The 16637-nt window shown below is 42.0% G+C and carries 11 protein-coding genes and 1 pseudogene; 4 read left to right on the forward strand and 8 right to left on the reverse strand.

Annotated elements, in window-relative coordinates:
* The 4 genes and pseudogenes from AAC006_RS18805 to AAC006_RS18820 form a co-directional block, all read left to right on the forward strand.
* The coding region (locus tag AAC006_RS18805; protein WP_339892249.1) for a hypothetical protein at window positions 1–195 on the forward strand (195 nt) is incomplete at its 5' end.
* Between the two features lie 54 nt (window positions 196–249).
* Window positions 250–492 carry a hypothetical protein gene (locus tag AAC006_RS18810; RefSeq protein WP_339892251.1) on the forward strand — a complete coding sequence of 81 codons (243 nt, stop codon included), beginning with the start codon at window positions 250–252 and terminating at the stop codon, window positions 490–492.
* A gap of 494 nt (window positions 493–986) precedes the next feature.
* Window positions 987–1154 (forward strand): annotated as a pseudogene (locus tag AAC006_RS18815) (YiaA/YiaB family inner membrane protein); the annotation flags it as partial.
* Window positions 1155–1157: 3 nt separating this feature from the next.
* Window positions 1158–1313 (forward strand): hypothetical protein, encoded by a 156-nt coding sequence (locus AAC006_RS18820; RefSeq protein WP_244360661.1) that lies wholly within the window; start codon window positions 1158–1160, stop codon window positions 1311–1313.
* Between the two features lie 151 nt (window positions 1314–1464).
* Here the strand turns inward: AAC006_RS18820 and AAC006_RS18825 are convergent, their stop codons facing one another.
* From AAC006_RS18825 to AAC006_RS18860, 8 genes are all read right to left on the reverse strand, one after another.
* A complete protein-coding gene (locus tag AAC006_RS18825) occupies window positions 1465–2640 on the reverse strand; it encodes an alpha/beta hydrolase-fold protein (RefSeq protein WP_126871618.1) in 1176 nt (391 codons plus the stop codon).
* A gap of 72 nt (window positions 2641–2712) precedes the next feature.
* A complete protein-coding gene (locus AAC006_RS18830; RefSeq protein WP_339892252.1) occupies window positions 2713–3090 on the reverse strand; it encodes a Rid family hydrolase in 378 nt (125 codons plus the stop codon).
* A 1140-nt stretch (window positions 3091–4230) separates the two neighbouring features.
* Window positions 4231–5247, reverse strand: a complete 1017-nt coding sequence (locus AAC006_RS18835; protein WP_126871616.1) for a LacI family DNA-binding transcriptional regulator — start codon at window positions 5245–5247, stop codon at window positions 4231–4233.
* A 38-nt stretch (window positions 5248–5285) separates the two neighbouring features.
* Complete coding sequence (locus tag AAC006_RS18840; RefSeq protein WP_126871615.1) at window positions 5286–6620, reverse strand: MFS transporter; 1335 nt, start codon at window positions 6618–6620, stop codon at window positions 5286–5288.
* A gap of 114 nt (window positions 6621–6734) precedes the next feature.
* The gene (locus tag AAC006_RS18845; RefSeq protein ID WP_339349829.1) at window positions 6735–9302 is read right to left on the reverse strand and encodes a hypothetical protein; all 2568 of its coding nucleotides are present in this window, start codon (window positions 9300–9302) and stop codon (window positions 6735–6737) included.
* A 2-nt stretch (window positions 9303–9304) separates the two neighbouring features.
* Window positions 9305–10870, reverse strand: coding sequence for a sodium/sugar symporter (locus AAC006_RS18850; protein ID WP_063456855.1), 1566 nt, complete (start codon window positions 10868–10870; stop codon window positions 9305–9307).
* Between the two features lie 95 nt (window positions 10871–10965).
* Window positions 10966–13239, reverse strand: coding sequence for a glycoside hydrolase family 2 TIM barrel-domain containing protein (locus AAC006_RS18855; protein WP_260563404.1), 2274 nt, complete (start codon window positions 13237–13239; stop codon window positions 10966–10968).
* 200 nt (window positions 13240–13439) lie between these two features.
* A complete protein-coding gene (locus AAC006_RS18860; protein ID WP_126871613.1) occupies window positions 13440–16100 on the reverse strand; it encodes a TonB-dependent receptor in 2661 nt (886 codons plus the stop codon).
* Window positions 16101–16637: the final 537 nt, after the last annotated feature.

The following is a 16637-nucleotide window of genomic DNA, read 5'->3' on the forward strand; positions in this document are numbered from 1 at the left end:
GCTTTAGCTTTAGCTTTAGCTTTAGCTTTAGCTTTAGCTTTAGCTTTAGCTTTAGTAGATAGGAAAACCGGTATAAATACTAAAGGGCATCAAATGATGCCCTTTTTACGTTCGGTTATTTGTTCTTCTATTTTAAATCTTTCGTATGTTTTTGTGTCTGTATCAACAAACGTCAACTCCCCATTTAAATCATAAACCTCAGTACTAGTAACAATCACAAAACTCTTGATAGTGGTAAAAGTACTCACAGTGGTTAACACACTTCCTCCATCCGCCAAAGACGTGGTGGTCGTTGATATATCAGTGCCAGTAGGCACTGCAGTGACGGGGTTCTCAGTTGCTGGAAGCTCCGTGATGTTAGGACTTAGTGTTTCTTCAAGTGATACGGTTTCAACATATATCGCCTCCCCGTCGGCGTTATACCCTGTCACGGTTAACGTATTCCCCGATCGCTCTGCGGTTACACAATTAAATGAACACGCAAACACATGATGGCTAAATAAACCGCTACTTAATAACAAAACACACAAAGTTAAATGCTTCATTTCACGCTCCTTAGTACACAGTCATGTTCAAATATTATACTGAAAAATGTTGAGCGAATTCTATTTACTAAAGATTTACATCTATTAATGAAAGCGTTACTGCGAAATGGCAAAATTTATTATTCTCTATTTTTTAGTTTCTATTTATTACTCTCTAGGTACTAGCCCTTAGGTACCACCCCCTAGAGGCTGCATCAAACACTATTAGGCAGATTCGAGCTTTAGTATTTACTAATACAATTAATGTTCGTATATTTGCTTCAGTATTTTTTTGGAAACTAACCTTCCGTGTAATTGCTTGTAAAATCAGAATATCTTCAGTAAGCCGTTTTGCGGTAGACCACCTACAAGCTAGAGACTTATTGCGACAAGCTTGTGATTGAGGAACGCCAACATTCTACTTAATGAAAAGGCTATTATTTAGCTATATTCATTTTAGCCATGTTTTCAGCTGTAACCTTACAAAAGACGGTAAGAGATAAACAAGAAGGCCTACCAACTACCACTGTTTTCGTTGGTATGTGTTGGGCAGCTTTTTTTAGTGCAGTTGCCCTGCTGGGTATAGGTCTTTTTAATGCCGACATGTTTCTAAGTGAAAAAGGATTTTACGGTATGGCATTTATACTTAGCTTATTTTCTATCATTACCGTTCAGAAAAATATCCGCGATTTAACCAATGAAAATGGAAGCACTTTATCATCAGCTTACCCTGGGGTAGCGAATAGTATTGATGTAGCGCTGGAAACCACAGATATAGTGGGCGAGTAAATCGAAATGGGGGCAGAGTACTTTACTGGTTACTAATATACTCTGCCTCTACTATTTATGGCTCTAATTCCGAAAGTAAGAATCTATTCTTCCACTTGTAGGCTGCCAACATGCCGACAAATAATGCTTCTCCACTGCAGCTCTTATCTTTTTAACTTGCACTCAGTAACTTAGAAATTCTGCTAATTCTTACAGCGATGTCGGTGTACATTTCGTCTTCTTCACCTATCAGCCCGTTTATTTCATTAAGCGTATTTAAAGCTTCTGGCAGGGCGCCACTCTTTTCATAGGCCAATGCGAGCGTAGCCATATATTCAATATCTCCAGGGTGTTGTTCTAACAGCGCGTGTAAATATTTGATGGCTTCATTAGGGTTATTACGCTCGTGCAGTTCGTATAGCGCTGCATCAGATAGTTGCCAGTCTTTAGCCTCCATATGATAACCATACATGTCGCTTAATGATGCAAAGTGAGCAGCAACTGCATTGTATCCAGATAAATAAGCTTCATAAGGCACATCCCATGATGGGTAGAGGTGCCTAAAAGCGTGATAGGTACCAATAATTTGGGTTACTTGGTGGGGCTCTTGTGAAAAGTAATCACTTTTATAGCGAAGACCTTTAGGTGTGTGTTGGCTTAAGGCGCTATCAATAAACTTAATACCTTCTAGCATTGCTTTACCCTCTGGAGATTTAACTTCCGCATTCCCTTCATTCCCAATATTCAGGTAAAGCACACTGTGATTACTTTGTTGTTTAGCGGTGAATGATACTAGGGATTTAGCCACTAACTTCTCATCCCAAAACAAACTAGGACTAAATGCAAAATAGGCGTCAAAAAGGTCTGGTGCTGAATAAAATGCGTGGGCCACTAGCAGGCCGCCGAAAGAGTGCCCAGAAAATATTCTGTAATCTTCGGTTCTAAAATTAGCATCTACGTAGGGAATAACTTCCGCTTCAATAAATTTCAGATATGCACCTGCGCCACCACTATTTTCTGCATATTTGCGGTCGTTGGTGGGGGTAAAATCTCTGTCTCTATCATTTGTAGACACCCCAACAATAATCATTTGAGGCGCATTATTGTAACCAATTAAGGGGTCGAGAATACCGGAATTCAATGTGATACCTACAGGCGCATCTAATAGATACAGCACTGGATAGGCATAGTCAGCATTCTTGTGGTAATAAAGGGGAAGCTGAATAAACAGCGAAAGCTGCTCGTTTAACACTTTAGAGAAAACGTCTCTTTCTTCTATTTCTCTTACAGCGTCAGCATTAACGTGTTGGGTAAACATCAGTATCAGAACAATGAATATCCGTTTCATATCGCTACTCCATTTGAGGTGTTAAGTTGCTTTGTAGAGCCGTACCATTCTTTTTTGTTACATTCTCACAATTCAATCAATGACTAAATTAATCCCCTGATACGTCAACTCTTTAAATGCAACCACCTCTATCTCAACCAGGTGGTTTGGGCTATATAGCCTTTGTACCTCTACTAGCGTAGAGCTTGGATACTGGCCCTCTCTAAATTTTTCTTTTCGCACCTTGCCCAGCTTTTTGAACGCTTCAATATCAGTGGTATAAATTACCTGTTTTACGATACTTTCCATGCCTAGGTTATTATCTTTAAGGGTATTTTGTATAAGGGTATAGATTTCTCTAACTTGCTCTTCCAGCGTAGCTTTATCACTTGCGATACCAGATAAGTAAACGTTGTTACCTGCAATAACAACTTGGGAGTAACCAATTTCTGCCTCCCACGGGTTATACATTTTTCGCTCTATTTTAGAATCAGCAGTAGAAATAGAACAAAAGAGCAATGTTGAGCTAAGAAGTACGAGATTTCGAACCAGTTTGATAAACAATTGAGCTCTCCTTAAAATATAATGGGTTACTTTTTCCGACTTGAGAAATAAACCGTGCAGCGCATGTTTTTATGAACGACTTACAATGCGCCTAAAAGCTCGGTTATAGAAGCTTTTAGCTCTACATCATCTTTAATCAACACGAATGCTTCCTCACCAACCTTTCTATCGCAAACTTTATTTTCATTGCTTTCCTAACCTTTAACAAGGCTAAAAGGTTCATCTGACAACGGGCTATTAACTGCAAATGAAGATAGCGCTTCGGATAGTAAGTTCAGGTAAAAATATATGCTTACAGTAACTCAACTCGCTAGAAAATATAGTATCTCACGAGCAACGCTACTCTATTACGAGCGCGAAGGCCTTCTTTTGCCCAAACCCGCACAGCTAACAGTTACTGATGGTATGGAATAAGCGAGGAGGAACGACCATGCACAATTTTAGCTTACCGTTCTTCCGGAATGCCGGTAGCGCAAATTCTGAATTTACTACACCGAAAGGAAGTACAATCTCAGTACCATTTTTTGAAGCATCACATCCACGAAATGGGTAATAAGATCGAGATACTGAAATGGCAGCAAAAGTTTTTGGAGTCCCTTGGTATAGATGCAGCTGAAATTAAACGAATCCGAAAACTATAAAGCAATGCGAACTCAGGGGTGGAATTACCACCTAGAAAAGGAAGTTAAAAACGCGCCAGAGACCTCATTAATAATCGATTGTACGCAAGCAGATGAACGACAAAGTAAAATTTATCATGTTCCCTTCTGATTTCGACAATAACCGATAAAGGGTATACGCGCTGAATGCTCTGGCGTACATGGTCAATAGATCCTGCACACTGCCACTGCGCCATACTAGGATGATGAAACAAGACACTTTAGAGCTAAGTACCCATAACGATAGCAGTTGTGCTGCTCCCACACGGAATGTGTATTGAGCATACATCGGTTCTAAATAATGCGTGAGGACCCATTTTATACTTAATACTCGCCTCTCAATTGGGGAGCTAAATTTTTGCTAATGTTTACGCCATAACAATCAACGTTATTTATTCGTTCCTCCCATCTGGGAGACTGAGTCTCTTTCTACTAACTCAGGGATAAATAAATGAGTTTTGCTTCCAGGTGAATTAGCGGGATCGCTCAATGAGATGGCAAGCTTTGCGGCGTATGCAGCCATCTCCTCTATAGGGTAATGCATGGTCGTTAGTCTTGGCCGACACGAGCGTGCTGCAGGTAAATCATCAAAACCAATGACAGAAACATCTTCTGGTACGCGTAAACCAGCATCAAATAAAGCGTGAATAGCACCAATCGCCATCAAATCATTGTAAGCAACAACTGCAGTAAATTTTACCCCTTTAGCAAGAAGTTCTTTTATCGCCAATTCGCCCCCGTCAATGTTCGCCGTAGATTCCGCGACCGCTTTTTTGGGAAGGGTTAAACCATAGCTTTCTAATGTGTTTTTAACACTCTCTAACCGCGTGCTAGGATCCCGATTCTGGTAGATACTGGTAACCACTGCGAATTGACGATGTCCGTATGCAAGTAAATATTCAGTGGCCTTTTTAGCACCGCTTTCGTTATCTAACCACACACACCGATTCGCCAATGAAGGGATATACCGATTAATTAACACTAAACCCGGAACATCCTTAGCCAATTTGATTAACGTTTCCTCATCTGAGTATTCACTATGAAGAATAATGCCCTGACAATCGTGATTTCTGAGTGAGTTAATTGCATCAAGTTCAGATTCTGTTTTATACAAAGAGTTAGACATTAAGAGTTTATAGCCTTTTTCTCTGGCTGAGTCTTCAACCCCACTAGCTAACGTACCAAAAAACGACATTGATAATTTTGGTGTAACCACACCCAATGTATAGGTCGTTCTTTTTACTAATGCCTGCGCATTGGTATTGGGCCGGTAGCCAAGCTCATCTATCACTTTTTTGACACGAGCCTTACACGCAGCTCCCACATGCCCACCATCGTGTATCACCCTAGATACTGTGGCCGTAGAAACACCAGCCACTCGGGCTACATCCTTAATAGTTACCATTAAATTCACTCATCCAAAGTAAACATAAATCATTGAACTTAATCATTTTTAGTACTTCTATAATTCAATAAACATAGCAACGATAGCATGCCAAAAATACAGGTCCCTAACGAGAGAATTAGCCGCATAGCATGCAAGGTAAAATCTGTTTGCTGGGCGCCGTTGTTTGCATCAAAGCCAATGGTATTAAGCACGATACCAGAGGTGACCAAAGCGAGAATACCAGCAAGCGCAGCTACTGAACTGAAAGCGGCAGCAAACATACCAGCCGCAGGCCGTCTGTGACTAGATTTATGTTCGTCACTTAGCTGCGCATTCAACACAGGGATAATCGTAGTTAACGCGGTCCAAACACTACTGCAGAGTATGGCATCTAAAATAATCCACCAACCTATTCCGGGTACAAAAAGAAACCATTTTAAGACTCCGCCAAAAATACTCATCAGCAACAATATTTGTAAGCTTTTTTCTTTACCTATTTTACGCGAAATTAGACTTACAAAAGGGACACTAGCAAAGCCAACAACCGCATATGCAGTCGACAGTATGCCCTTCCATACCGCACCCTGTGCTATATCTCCATCGTACACATAGTACACCAGCAAGTAATAATCCATACTGGCAGCAAATACGCTGCCACCAAGTTGCAGCAAACAAATTCCCATTAACCAACGCAATGCTCGATTGGCTATTAATAGCCGCCATGTTACTGAAAATGATACATCAGAAACGCGGGCGGCTATCTTCGTAGATTCCTTACATACTAGCGTGGGCAGCAAGGCCATCGCGCCAATTAGAACAATAGCAACACTCCACCCCACCCATTTGATTCCCACCAATATCGAGCTAAAAGAAGCCAGCCCCGCTACAGGGTAAAGCCACTGATAAAGCAAAGATGCAGCTTTAATAAAATAAGTATTAATTACCATAATCGACATTCTATGTGTCGGATCTTTGCTCACTTCATAGCTTAAGCTAGTGGTAGGAATAGCAACTAACAACGAAGCAAAATAAAACAGTAAGTAAGTCACACTAAAATACACTATTTGAGCGTCACTTGACCAACTCTGCGGAACCATCCACATAGCCCCAAAACTTATGGCACTAACAAAAGCTCCTGCGGCGATAAAGGGCTTTCTGCGACCAAAGCGACTTGTACTTTGGTCGCTTAAATGCCCAATAAATGGTGAGGCTATAATTCCAAGCCCTATTGGAAGTGCCATAGCTAAACTTAGCAAAAAGGGGTCTACGCCCATGGTCATTTGATAAAATGGGATAGCAAGCACAACAACAGCATTACTGGCAAAGGTCATAGAAAAAAAACCAGCACCTAGTGCCAATTTCTGTTTTCCCAGCGTTATGGTATAAGTCAAAGTAGAACGGTTCCCCTATATTCAATCGCCAAAGTGCTGGCGCCAGTATAACGCCAGCACTAAAGTACGTCATGAGACAGACTTAAATACATGCCCGTTCTGCTACTTAATCTCCTATAACTGCACTAGCGTAACATCCAATAGCTCTATTCCCCTTTCCGTCGCCTTATTTGACAAACTCTCTCCCATCATCAATTGCAATCCATTTAGCGCGTTAAGGTTTATGTCATTCTGCATGTTGTACGGCCCAACCGTGAATGGCATAAAAGTGGGATATGCATTTGCCATCAATACTGGAGTAGGTAACAGCTGTTTTATAGGTATAACGAGTGTTTGCCATTCTGGTTTAACCGGAAAATCGGTGCCCCATGCCAAACCGTCTTGCGCAATTAATCCGATTTTTACTCTGTCGTTGCCGCTTAACGAACGTACACGTATCACGAGTCCATTGTAGCCAGCCAAATCTCGTCCTTTGAGCTGATTGTTGTTCGCCAGCGTAGTGCGCAGCAATGCACCTGGGGTGCTTTTATCCTCATCAAAGTAACTTAGCGTGATCGTGGCGCCATCTTCTATTGCAGAAGACGCTGGCCATGCCTTTGGGTACTTAGGAGTAAATATTGCTTGGCGATCTTCGCCCGTATTCAATAAATTGATGGGGCTACCTGATGGCGTTAATAGTGTAGAGTAATATGTATTGGCCACAAAATCCCAATCATTAGGATGTCCCTTTTTATTACCTGGCCAAGTGAATGTTTGATCTTTTTGTGTCACAACAAATCCGTATTCAAGAACACCCGGTTGTTGCCATGAATTTTCCTTGGGTAGTGATACGCTATAATGCTGAGCACTATCGGTTTTCTGCATGGGAAGCAATGTAAAATCCCGATGACCTTGGTACCTGATAGCCAGCGACACCTTATCATTAGCACTATTACCCGCTAGCGTCACTTCAAAAGTTATCTTATCTGAGACGTTTCGTTGGCGTTGTGGTTGGTGCACCAACGCCAATTCACGCACGTGTATACTTGGCAAAAGATAGCGTTTATCGACATTGCCAACTGACCCTTCTTCTTTTTTCGTCAGTAAATAGACACCCGGCCCCACCTCAAAAGTGTGATTGCTTGCTCGCTGCCTTTTCTTTTTCTGGTTACCTAACGACATTTCGTCGACTTGAGTCACAAAAAATTGCTCCCCTAAATTGTTCACATTAACTGACATTTTATGTGTATTTACATACAATCGTGCTACTTCTCGTCGAAGACTAGAAGACTGATGTGGGTCCGATAACGCAAGTACATCTGGATATACCTCAAGGCGCCAAATTCCGTTCTCAATTTTATCTAGGAAGTAAGCTCCTGTGCCCGCGTAGCTAACTAAGCTTGAACTGCCAACGCCCGCAATATGTTCGAGCGTAGTTGGCTTTTTTACTGGTATAGTCGTCGTGCGAGTATAATAATATTGGGTTTCATCATTGAAAATACTCGCATTTTGTTGATAATCTAATTGTGTATCACCAAACACATTGCTTGCTGGATACTCTCGAGACTGATAATTAAGAGGTAATTGTCTGAAAACTTCTCCGGCAATTAACATGCTAATGGCTTTTTCTGGTGTATAAAGCAAATTTAAGTAGTGTGTATTGTATTCTGCGTTGGTATGAGCAATAACCGCAGGGTCGTAAGCGAACTGCGTAGCCCACTGAAAGCCAGCTTCACGAAAACTTCGCGCCATGGCCGGATACATTACACTTTGAGTGATGTCAGCGGCGTCAAATTCATATATCATTTTCGCTTTGTTATCGCACTCTGTAATGGACGAAAAAGGATTAGTATAGTGCGAGACCGCAGGCAGCATATTCCCATTTAGAGTACTATTTTTAACTAAGCCAGTGGGATACCACTGGTAAGCAATACCATCTACCGAACTTTTACATAGCGCCTTGGCATACTCTTGATCATTCCCTTGTTCACTAATATTGTAAAATAGTGGTTTATCACCTCCTAAGCTGCGTACCGTGCTGAGTAAAGATTCAACATAGCGAATACTTTCACTAGCTGAGGCTGTGTGTTTTGGCTCATTAAAAAGTTCAAAAGCGATAATATTGGGATCGTTAAACAACTGCTGCCCCGTATGACGATTTTTGTGTGTAAGCAACTGTTTCAAATAATTTTTTGTAGCAGCTATTGCACTAGGTTCCTGATTCATTTGTGCTTTAGAATAGTCTGCTGAAAAACCAGGCTCGAGGGGGTCGGGAGCGGGGTAGCCAGACCCCCACCATGCAACCGGTGTGATTATGGCGGTAATGTTTTCTTCAGCCAAGCGCATCATCAAATAATCAAATAATGCCAAATGCTCGTTATTTATTATGTTACCTTGTTTATCACTTATTAACCTATCCCACACATGCACACGATAAGCATCTAGCTTTAGCCTAGCAATATGATCTACATCCATATCGATGGCCGCTTTGTGATCGATACCAAGCTGTTTAGCCGCACGGTAGCCAAAGGCGAATGGAAGACTATAATTCACCCCAAAAAGGTGGACTGATTCACCATTGCTCCATTGTAATTCACCATTTACCACTGACGCGCTTCGGTCGGTGGCCCCAACCTTCGAACTCATCAAACTAAAAATAGATAAACAAATACCGACCAACACTAAACGTTGTTGTTTTTTCATTTTTACCACCACGTTGCGTAGAAACAAATAAGGATGAGAGAGATAACTGCAGCACTCAATTTATAACTCTTTGCCGCATTGAATTCGATATCGTTTAATTTAACGGCCCCAGGATGGTCTCGGCCTTCGCCCTGAACTAACGACACAACAACCGCGATCGTTAAACACACAATAAATACGTAACCTACACGGTCCATGAATGGCACATGCGGGAGCCAAAGTTTAGCTAAAAGCGAGAGTACAGCAGAACTTATCGCGGCCGATAATGCGCCATTTGCAGTTGCTTTTTTCCAAAATAGGCCAAGTAAGAACAGCACAACAATGCCAGGTGTAAAAAAACCTGTAAACTCTTGAATGTATTGGAAAGCTTGTTCCGCGTTACCCAATAAAGGCCTAGCCGTGAATAGCGCTATAACAATTGCACTAACGCTTGTTGAGCGTCCTATTTTCACATAATGATGCTGCGACTTTCGAGGATACAACGGGGCATAAAGATCCATAGTAAATATAGTCGATATACTATTGGTCATAGATGCAAGACTAGATAATATCGCAGCTAATAAAGCAGCGAAGATCAGCCCTCTTAACCCAACAGGCATTAGCGCCATTAACTGAGGATATGCCTGATCGGATCTCTCTAGCGGAGGAAGAAGAAGTACTGCTGCAATCCCCGGTAGCACAACGATAACGGGCATCAACAGCTTTAAAAATGCTGCAAACGCAATGCCTTTTCTCGCCTCTGTTAAGTTTTTTGCTGCCAAAGCACGTTGAATAATGTATTGATTAAAACCCCAATAAGACAGATTTATAACCCATAACCCGCCAAGCAATACAGAAATACCTGGCAAGCTTGCATAGTGCGGATTATCGGGTGTGAGGATCATATCAAATTTTTCAGGTAGCGCTTGTGTCAGATGTTCAAAACCGGCAAAGGCGCCATTGCCCTGCCCCAATTGCTCAAGCGAAATATAAGAAAGAAACAATCCACCCAACACCAATAACACTACTTGAATAATGTCAGTTAGAGCTACTGCTTTCAAACCACCATATAAAGAATAGGCTAGAGACAATATGGCCAAAAGGACTAGACTAACCGTAATACTTAAACTAGTTAAAGTGCTTATTGCTAGCGCTCCAAGCCAGAGAACAGCGGTGAGGTTTACAAAAATATACACCCCCAACCAGAACAGGGCCATCGTTACTCGAACACGACTGTCGTAACGTTGTTGTAAAAATTGTGGCATGGTGTAAATTTCACGCTTAAGAAATACTGGCAATAACCACGCACCTACAATTATCAAAGTAATCGCCGCCATCCATTCATAGGATGCGATAGCCAAACCAATGGCGTAACCCGAGCCCGACATACCAATAATTTGCTCAGCAGAGATATTCGAAGCTACCAAAGAAGCTCCAATTGCCCACCACGGCAAACTTTTACTGGCCAAAAAATAATCTTGTGTATTTTTATCATGCCCCGGTTTTTCCCGAGAGACCCACCAAGCTAAGCCTAATAAGGCTACGACATAAGAAACGACAACAGCGATATCTATTGATGCTAACAACATTGAACATCCTCGTTGATACGGTTTTCTTTAAAATAACTTAAGCAAAATTCACTATATTTCATGATGAAAATATTCCGAAACTCTCAATGATTAATCTAACGCCAAATGGCATCTCTTAGACCTGAAGCTGACACGCTTATTTGCGCATTTTTGAGTGAGTCCCCAACTTGAATGAGTAATGCACCTTGCCCCTTTGATGTTAAAACCGTGGACTGATTTAATAGTTTAATGTCGCCACTTAAAGTGACGGATAGAGGTAAACCATTGATTGGCACCACATTCCCATGCTTGTCGAGCACTTGAGCGTAGACAAATATGATATCTTTCACGCCTACCTCTGGCGCGACGCCACTAATATCAGTGGTAAGGTTAAGTGAATAAGGAACATCTGGAGTGGTAACTTCATGAATGGCTACCCGGACCCCATTTATAAAAGCTTCGGCGCGAAGAGTGCCTGCTTGAAATGCGTCTACCTGAAATTCAAATGGTGGGTGACGAAGGTGGGTAGAGTACTTTCCCTTACTGGTACTTTGCTTACTAATAAGCGTATCATTTAAGTACAAGGCAACTTTGTCTGCGTTGCTGAATACACGAATATTGGTAGATGAAGCAGCGGTCCACTCACTTGCGATATACACCATCGGCCCACTTTGAAATCGGCCACTTACTTCGTCTGCATCTCGTTGACTAGCAAAGAAGTAATAGCTATATTTTGGCTGGCGGTACAGACTCATGATGCCTGAAGCTTCGATGTTGTCCGCATAACCTCGATTATAGTCAAACATTACCCAATAACCGTCAGCAAAGGCCGGTACATTTAAGTTATCGTTATGCGCCTCTTGAATATTTAATGCTTGCTGAAGTAAGCGCTTTTCACCGCTATTTAGTAGTTGTCTACTAGTGCGATCTTGGTTTTTCAGCCCAGACCAACTATCTTGATTGAGTCCTGCATTTTGGGCGTAATATTCCCAGTCTCCGTATTCAGATACTACATAGGGCTGAGACGGCGCTTCATAGTGCTGAAGCCTATGCTGCCGCGCTTGTAGATAAATATCGTATCCCTTCATCCATCCAGCTGAAAAAGCGCCCGGAAACTCTTGTTTTACTGTGTTATTTAGTTCAGCAACAAAATCCTGTGGCATAGCAGATTCATTCAACGAGCATTCCCATGCTAGTACGCTTGCATGGTTTCTATCTCTTCGAATAAGGTCAGCACAACTGTTGACTATGTGCTGTCGAAAGGCTGGTTCATCATTGTAGTATTGCCAGCCAAGAACGGCATCTAAAATTACTAGGCCCAGCTCATCTGCAGCCTCCATAAAAGCAGTTGAGTGCGGGTAATGGGATAGACGAACATAATCGAAACCTGCAGATTTTATTTTTACCGCATCTCGATAGTCCGCCTGCTCCGATATGGCATAACCAACATGAGGATATTCCTGATGACGGTTAACCCCCCTGAGAAACACTTTTTCACCGTTGATGAGCAATTCATGGTTTTCAGAGAAGCTAAACTCTCTAATCCCAATTTTTCTACTCTGCTCCTCCACCAGTATATCCTCTCTATAAAGACGAGTTTTAAGCTGATAAAGGTGAGGCGATTTGGGGCTCCATAAGGAAGGTTCTATAACATCAAAATCCACCGATGCATACTCTTGCGTGTTACCGTCGATAACCCAGCTTCTTGCGCCTTTCGCAACGATGTGATGGTTATCTACTAACACTTGTTCGATACGAACACGTTGCGCTTGGCTGTATTGGTTTTGTATATGAGATTTAACATTAACTGTGGACATAGCTTTACTTACCGTCGGGTATGTCACAAAAACACCTCCCCCTGCAACCTCGTTAGCTAACATCTCGTCGGTAATCATTAACTTATCTTTTATCAATAAGCTTACTCCTCGATAAATTCCACCGTAAGTGTTGAAATCCAGTAACTTTAAAGGCTTCGGCCCAGTAATTTCGTTGTCTCGATTATCTAGATGCACACTTATCATATTCGCTCCTTTTTGGAGCACATCGGTAATGTCTAATGTGAAAGGAAGATAGCCCCCTTTGTGGTGCCCGACCTTTTTGTCATTAACCCATATATCAGCTACATTCATTGCTGCTTCAAAGCGAACTAACACCACTTTATTTTCCCAGCTTTTTGGGACATTAAAGGACTTTTGATACCGTGCTATTCCTTGCCATTGACTGTTGACGATTTCAGGCTCTAGTTTAGGCGTATGAGGTAAATCTACCTTCTGCCACACAGTATCATCATTAATGGATTCAGCTTGACGAGTCGACCGTCTAAACATCCAACCTTTATTAAAAGACTCTACGTGCGCTATCGATGTTTGAGGCAACGTTACGTCGCTCACGTTTGTCAATTGTGGCTTGGGCGAGCACCCAATTAGCAATGAAAGAGAAAACAAGAGCAAAAAAGATGCATATTTCTGCACAAAATGGACCTCAGGTTAAGAGACGATAAAAAGCACTATGACAGTGGATAGCGCGGACAAAAAACCGGCCACATAGGTGGCCGGAGAAAATGGTCGCAAAAGGCGACCTACACAGTGATTTACATCGCGTATTGAAAGCCTAATAAATAACGTCTACCCCACTCGGCATATTGTCTAGGACGCGAAACGTCATTATCAAAATAAGACTGCGAGGCTTCGTTAGTCAGATTTTGCCCTTGCAACATAACCTTAAAGTTACTGGTAAATTCATAAGAAATACTAGCGTCAAGGGTAGCTTCATCATCAATGGTAAAGATAGCGCCAGGGTCCCAGCTGCCCACACTGGTATAAGCACTTCGATAGTTGTAGGAAATTTTTGCATCAACCCCTTTTTTGTAATACCAGAGTGTTAGACTTCCCACTTTCTCTGAAAGTCCACCTAATGAAAGTGGGGTGGCCTCAGGCTCAAATTCGTTTACATTGCTATCGGTATAGCTGTAGTTCGTATAGATACCTAAGCCATCAAAAGGAGCTGACAGCATAGAGAATGCCTGTTGATACATAACCTCAAATCCTCGAATCGAGCCGCCTTCACCATTTACGGGCCGAGAAAATTGGTAATCAACACCATCAAAATTCACTACCTCAGTTTGCGTCCCGATATGGCTCTGTAAGTCTTTATAAAAAAGTGACAGAGTCAATGCTGCATCGTCAGCAAAGAAATACTCGTAACCAAGATCGAGTTGATTTGCAATAAAAGGGTCTAGCTCGGGATTTCCGCCAGAGGCTGTATTTACTGTACCATCAGTACTAAAGCTATATCCCGTTCGCATTTCTATAAGGGGCGCACGTGCCATAGTTCGCGCTAGTCCGACACGAATTTGTGATGCCTCAGTCACACTGAATCTCAAGTTTAGTGACGGCAACACTTCGCTGTAGCTGTGGTCGACCGATAGTGGCGACAACCCACCATCGATAGTGGTTTGATAGCCAGACGATGTTGAATCAGTAGTGACATAACGCACGCCCACGTTTCCAGTGTAATCAACGCCTGCCAATGTCCCTATTAGATCAAACATCACATAAGCTGCAAAGCTAGATTCCTCAACATTCCAAGAGTTAAGGTAGTCGCCATTTTCTTTAGTATGGTCGGAACGGTTATCGATACCACCAAATGCTGTGTTCGCAACCTCTCGCCAATTCCGAATACTATAAATGGCGGGCACATCGTAGGCACTGCCTAGCGAGTAGGTATGCGCATCAACGGCTGCGGAGGTGTCTGTAACCGATTGGTCCCAGCTTACAACGTCGTTATCTTTTTCACGATCACTGAACCTAATACCAAAGCTAACATCTTCTACTAGCCCCCATTCAACTTCCCTAGAAAGATCTACTTTTGCAGTAAACATTTCATCCTTTAGTTCGCGATCATTGTCCACCTGCATACTACTGAGCCCATAATCGTCAACGTTACCAATATCGTACGCTGTATCAATAGCAAGCTTTTCTCCAGTAGTGTCCCAGCTGTAATTCATTCCTTCGCTGTCCGCTTCAGGGATCCAAAACCACGACTGCATATTAACCCAGCGCGACGTTATTGAAGCCTCAGAAAACCCAAAATCTGCATTAACTTTCCATTTGTCACCCAACCACTCTATATTTAAGCCAGAGCTAATGAGTTCATTCTCTTGAAACCATGTGGAATTATTCGCTGTATGACTTCCGCCCCATAACATTCCCCCTGCTACAACTTGTTCGCTGCCATCGTCTTTCGTAATAATTTGCGGTGGGTTACTAGCGTTAGCAATATTCCAGTTATTGAGCCCTCCCCAATTACCCCAGCCATCGAACCAAAGTTGATCCTCCCGCTCTTCGATTTCAAATTTTGAGTAAAACAAATCGTATTTCACTTCAAGAGTATCGGTAGGCAACCATTGAAGCACTGTCATTGCCCCAACACGTTCATTTTCTCCTCCTTTTGTAGCGATTTGTCCGCCCCAAGGTACCGATTCTGTAATGCCATTCCCGTCAACGTCACCTTGTGCCGAAGCGTCATTGTTATATTCCCATGAGGTTACATCTTTCTGCAAAGAGGGCTGATCTTGATATGCGATCCCAAATGCAAAACCGAGGGAGTCAGAGAGAGGCTCAATATAACTAAAATTGGCCCGATACCCTCTAGAGTCAGCGGTTTCAATATCGTCTGCAAGAGGATAATCCATAATGTGTCCACTTACGTTGACCGCTCGCTCGTCTCTATCTAGAGGCTTAACAAATTTCATGTCGACTAATCCAGAAATTCCACCTTCAATGTTACTTGCAAGCGGGCTTTTAAATACCTCAACCGAGGTAATCAGCTCAGCTGGAAATTGCTCATATCGAACACTTCTACTAGGTTCACCACTAACGATTTCGCGCCCATTCATTGTGGCTAAATTAAGTCGAGGCCCCATTCCTCGAATTGAAATTTGGCTCGCATTTCCACGATCTCGATCTGCCGCAATTCCTGGCAAGCGAGCTAACGCGTCAGTTATTGTGACATCCGGAAGCTGCCCCAAGTCGTCAGTAGAGATAATCTCAACTGTACTGTCGGCTAATTTTTTGTGTTGAAGAGAGCGGGTTAGTGTGCTGCCAAAACCGCGAACTTCAATCACTTCTGTATTTTCAGGTATCGACGCTTTTTGATTCTCATTTTCTAACTCTTGTGCAAATAACGTCGGAACATGAAAACACTGAGCGATGGCGAACGCAGTTACACTCAGTTTAAAAAATGGCTTCATAGCAACCCTTAAATTTATAAATAATGTTCAGTGCAAAAACAGCACCCCACCAACGGATAACATATTTATAACATAGCATGGTAAACGTTTACCATAAATAAACCATAAAATATAAACAAATAAAAATAAGACACTGATTAATAAAAGAATATTTATGGTAAACGATTTACTAAATTCAAAATGAAATAATACTATAGTCTCGTAATCCCAGAGAAGTGATTAACACTTTTCGAAGTTCGATTGGCACGAAAATTTAGATTAAAAGCGGGCTGCGGGTGTTTTTTTAAGCAGCGCACGGCTCGCTTTCGTAATGAGAAGAGAAACACTAATTGCTGACGGCGTTGGAGTGTGTGTTCCACTCACGCGACGTCTTAGTAGAAAAGACAGATGAAAGTCAGATAGTTCAGAGAAAACAAGTGGCTAAAGTTCTCTCCCATGTCCATTATCCTTATTCGTAAAGACAGAGAATGATAACAATTAAAATCGTTTTTAATCACTTTCAAATGTTCAATTTTAAATCAAACACGTAAACCACTT

It is taken from the genome of uncultured Alteromonas sp., assembly GCF_963976965.1.
Taxonomy (GTDB): domain Bacteria; phylum Pseudomonadota; class Gammaproteobacteria; order Enterobacterales; family Alteromonadaceae; genus Alteromonas; species Alteromonas naphthalenivorans.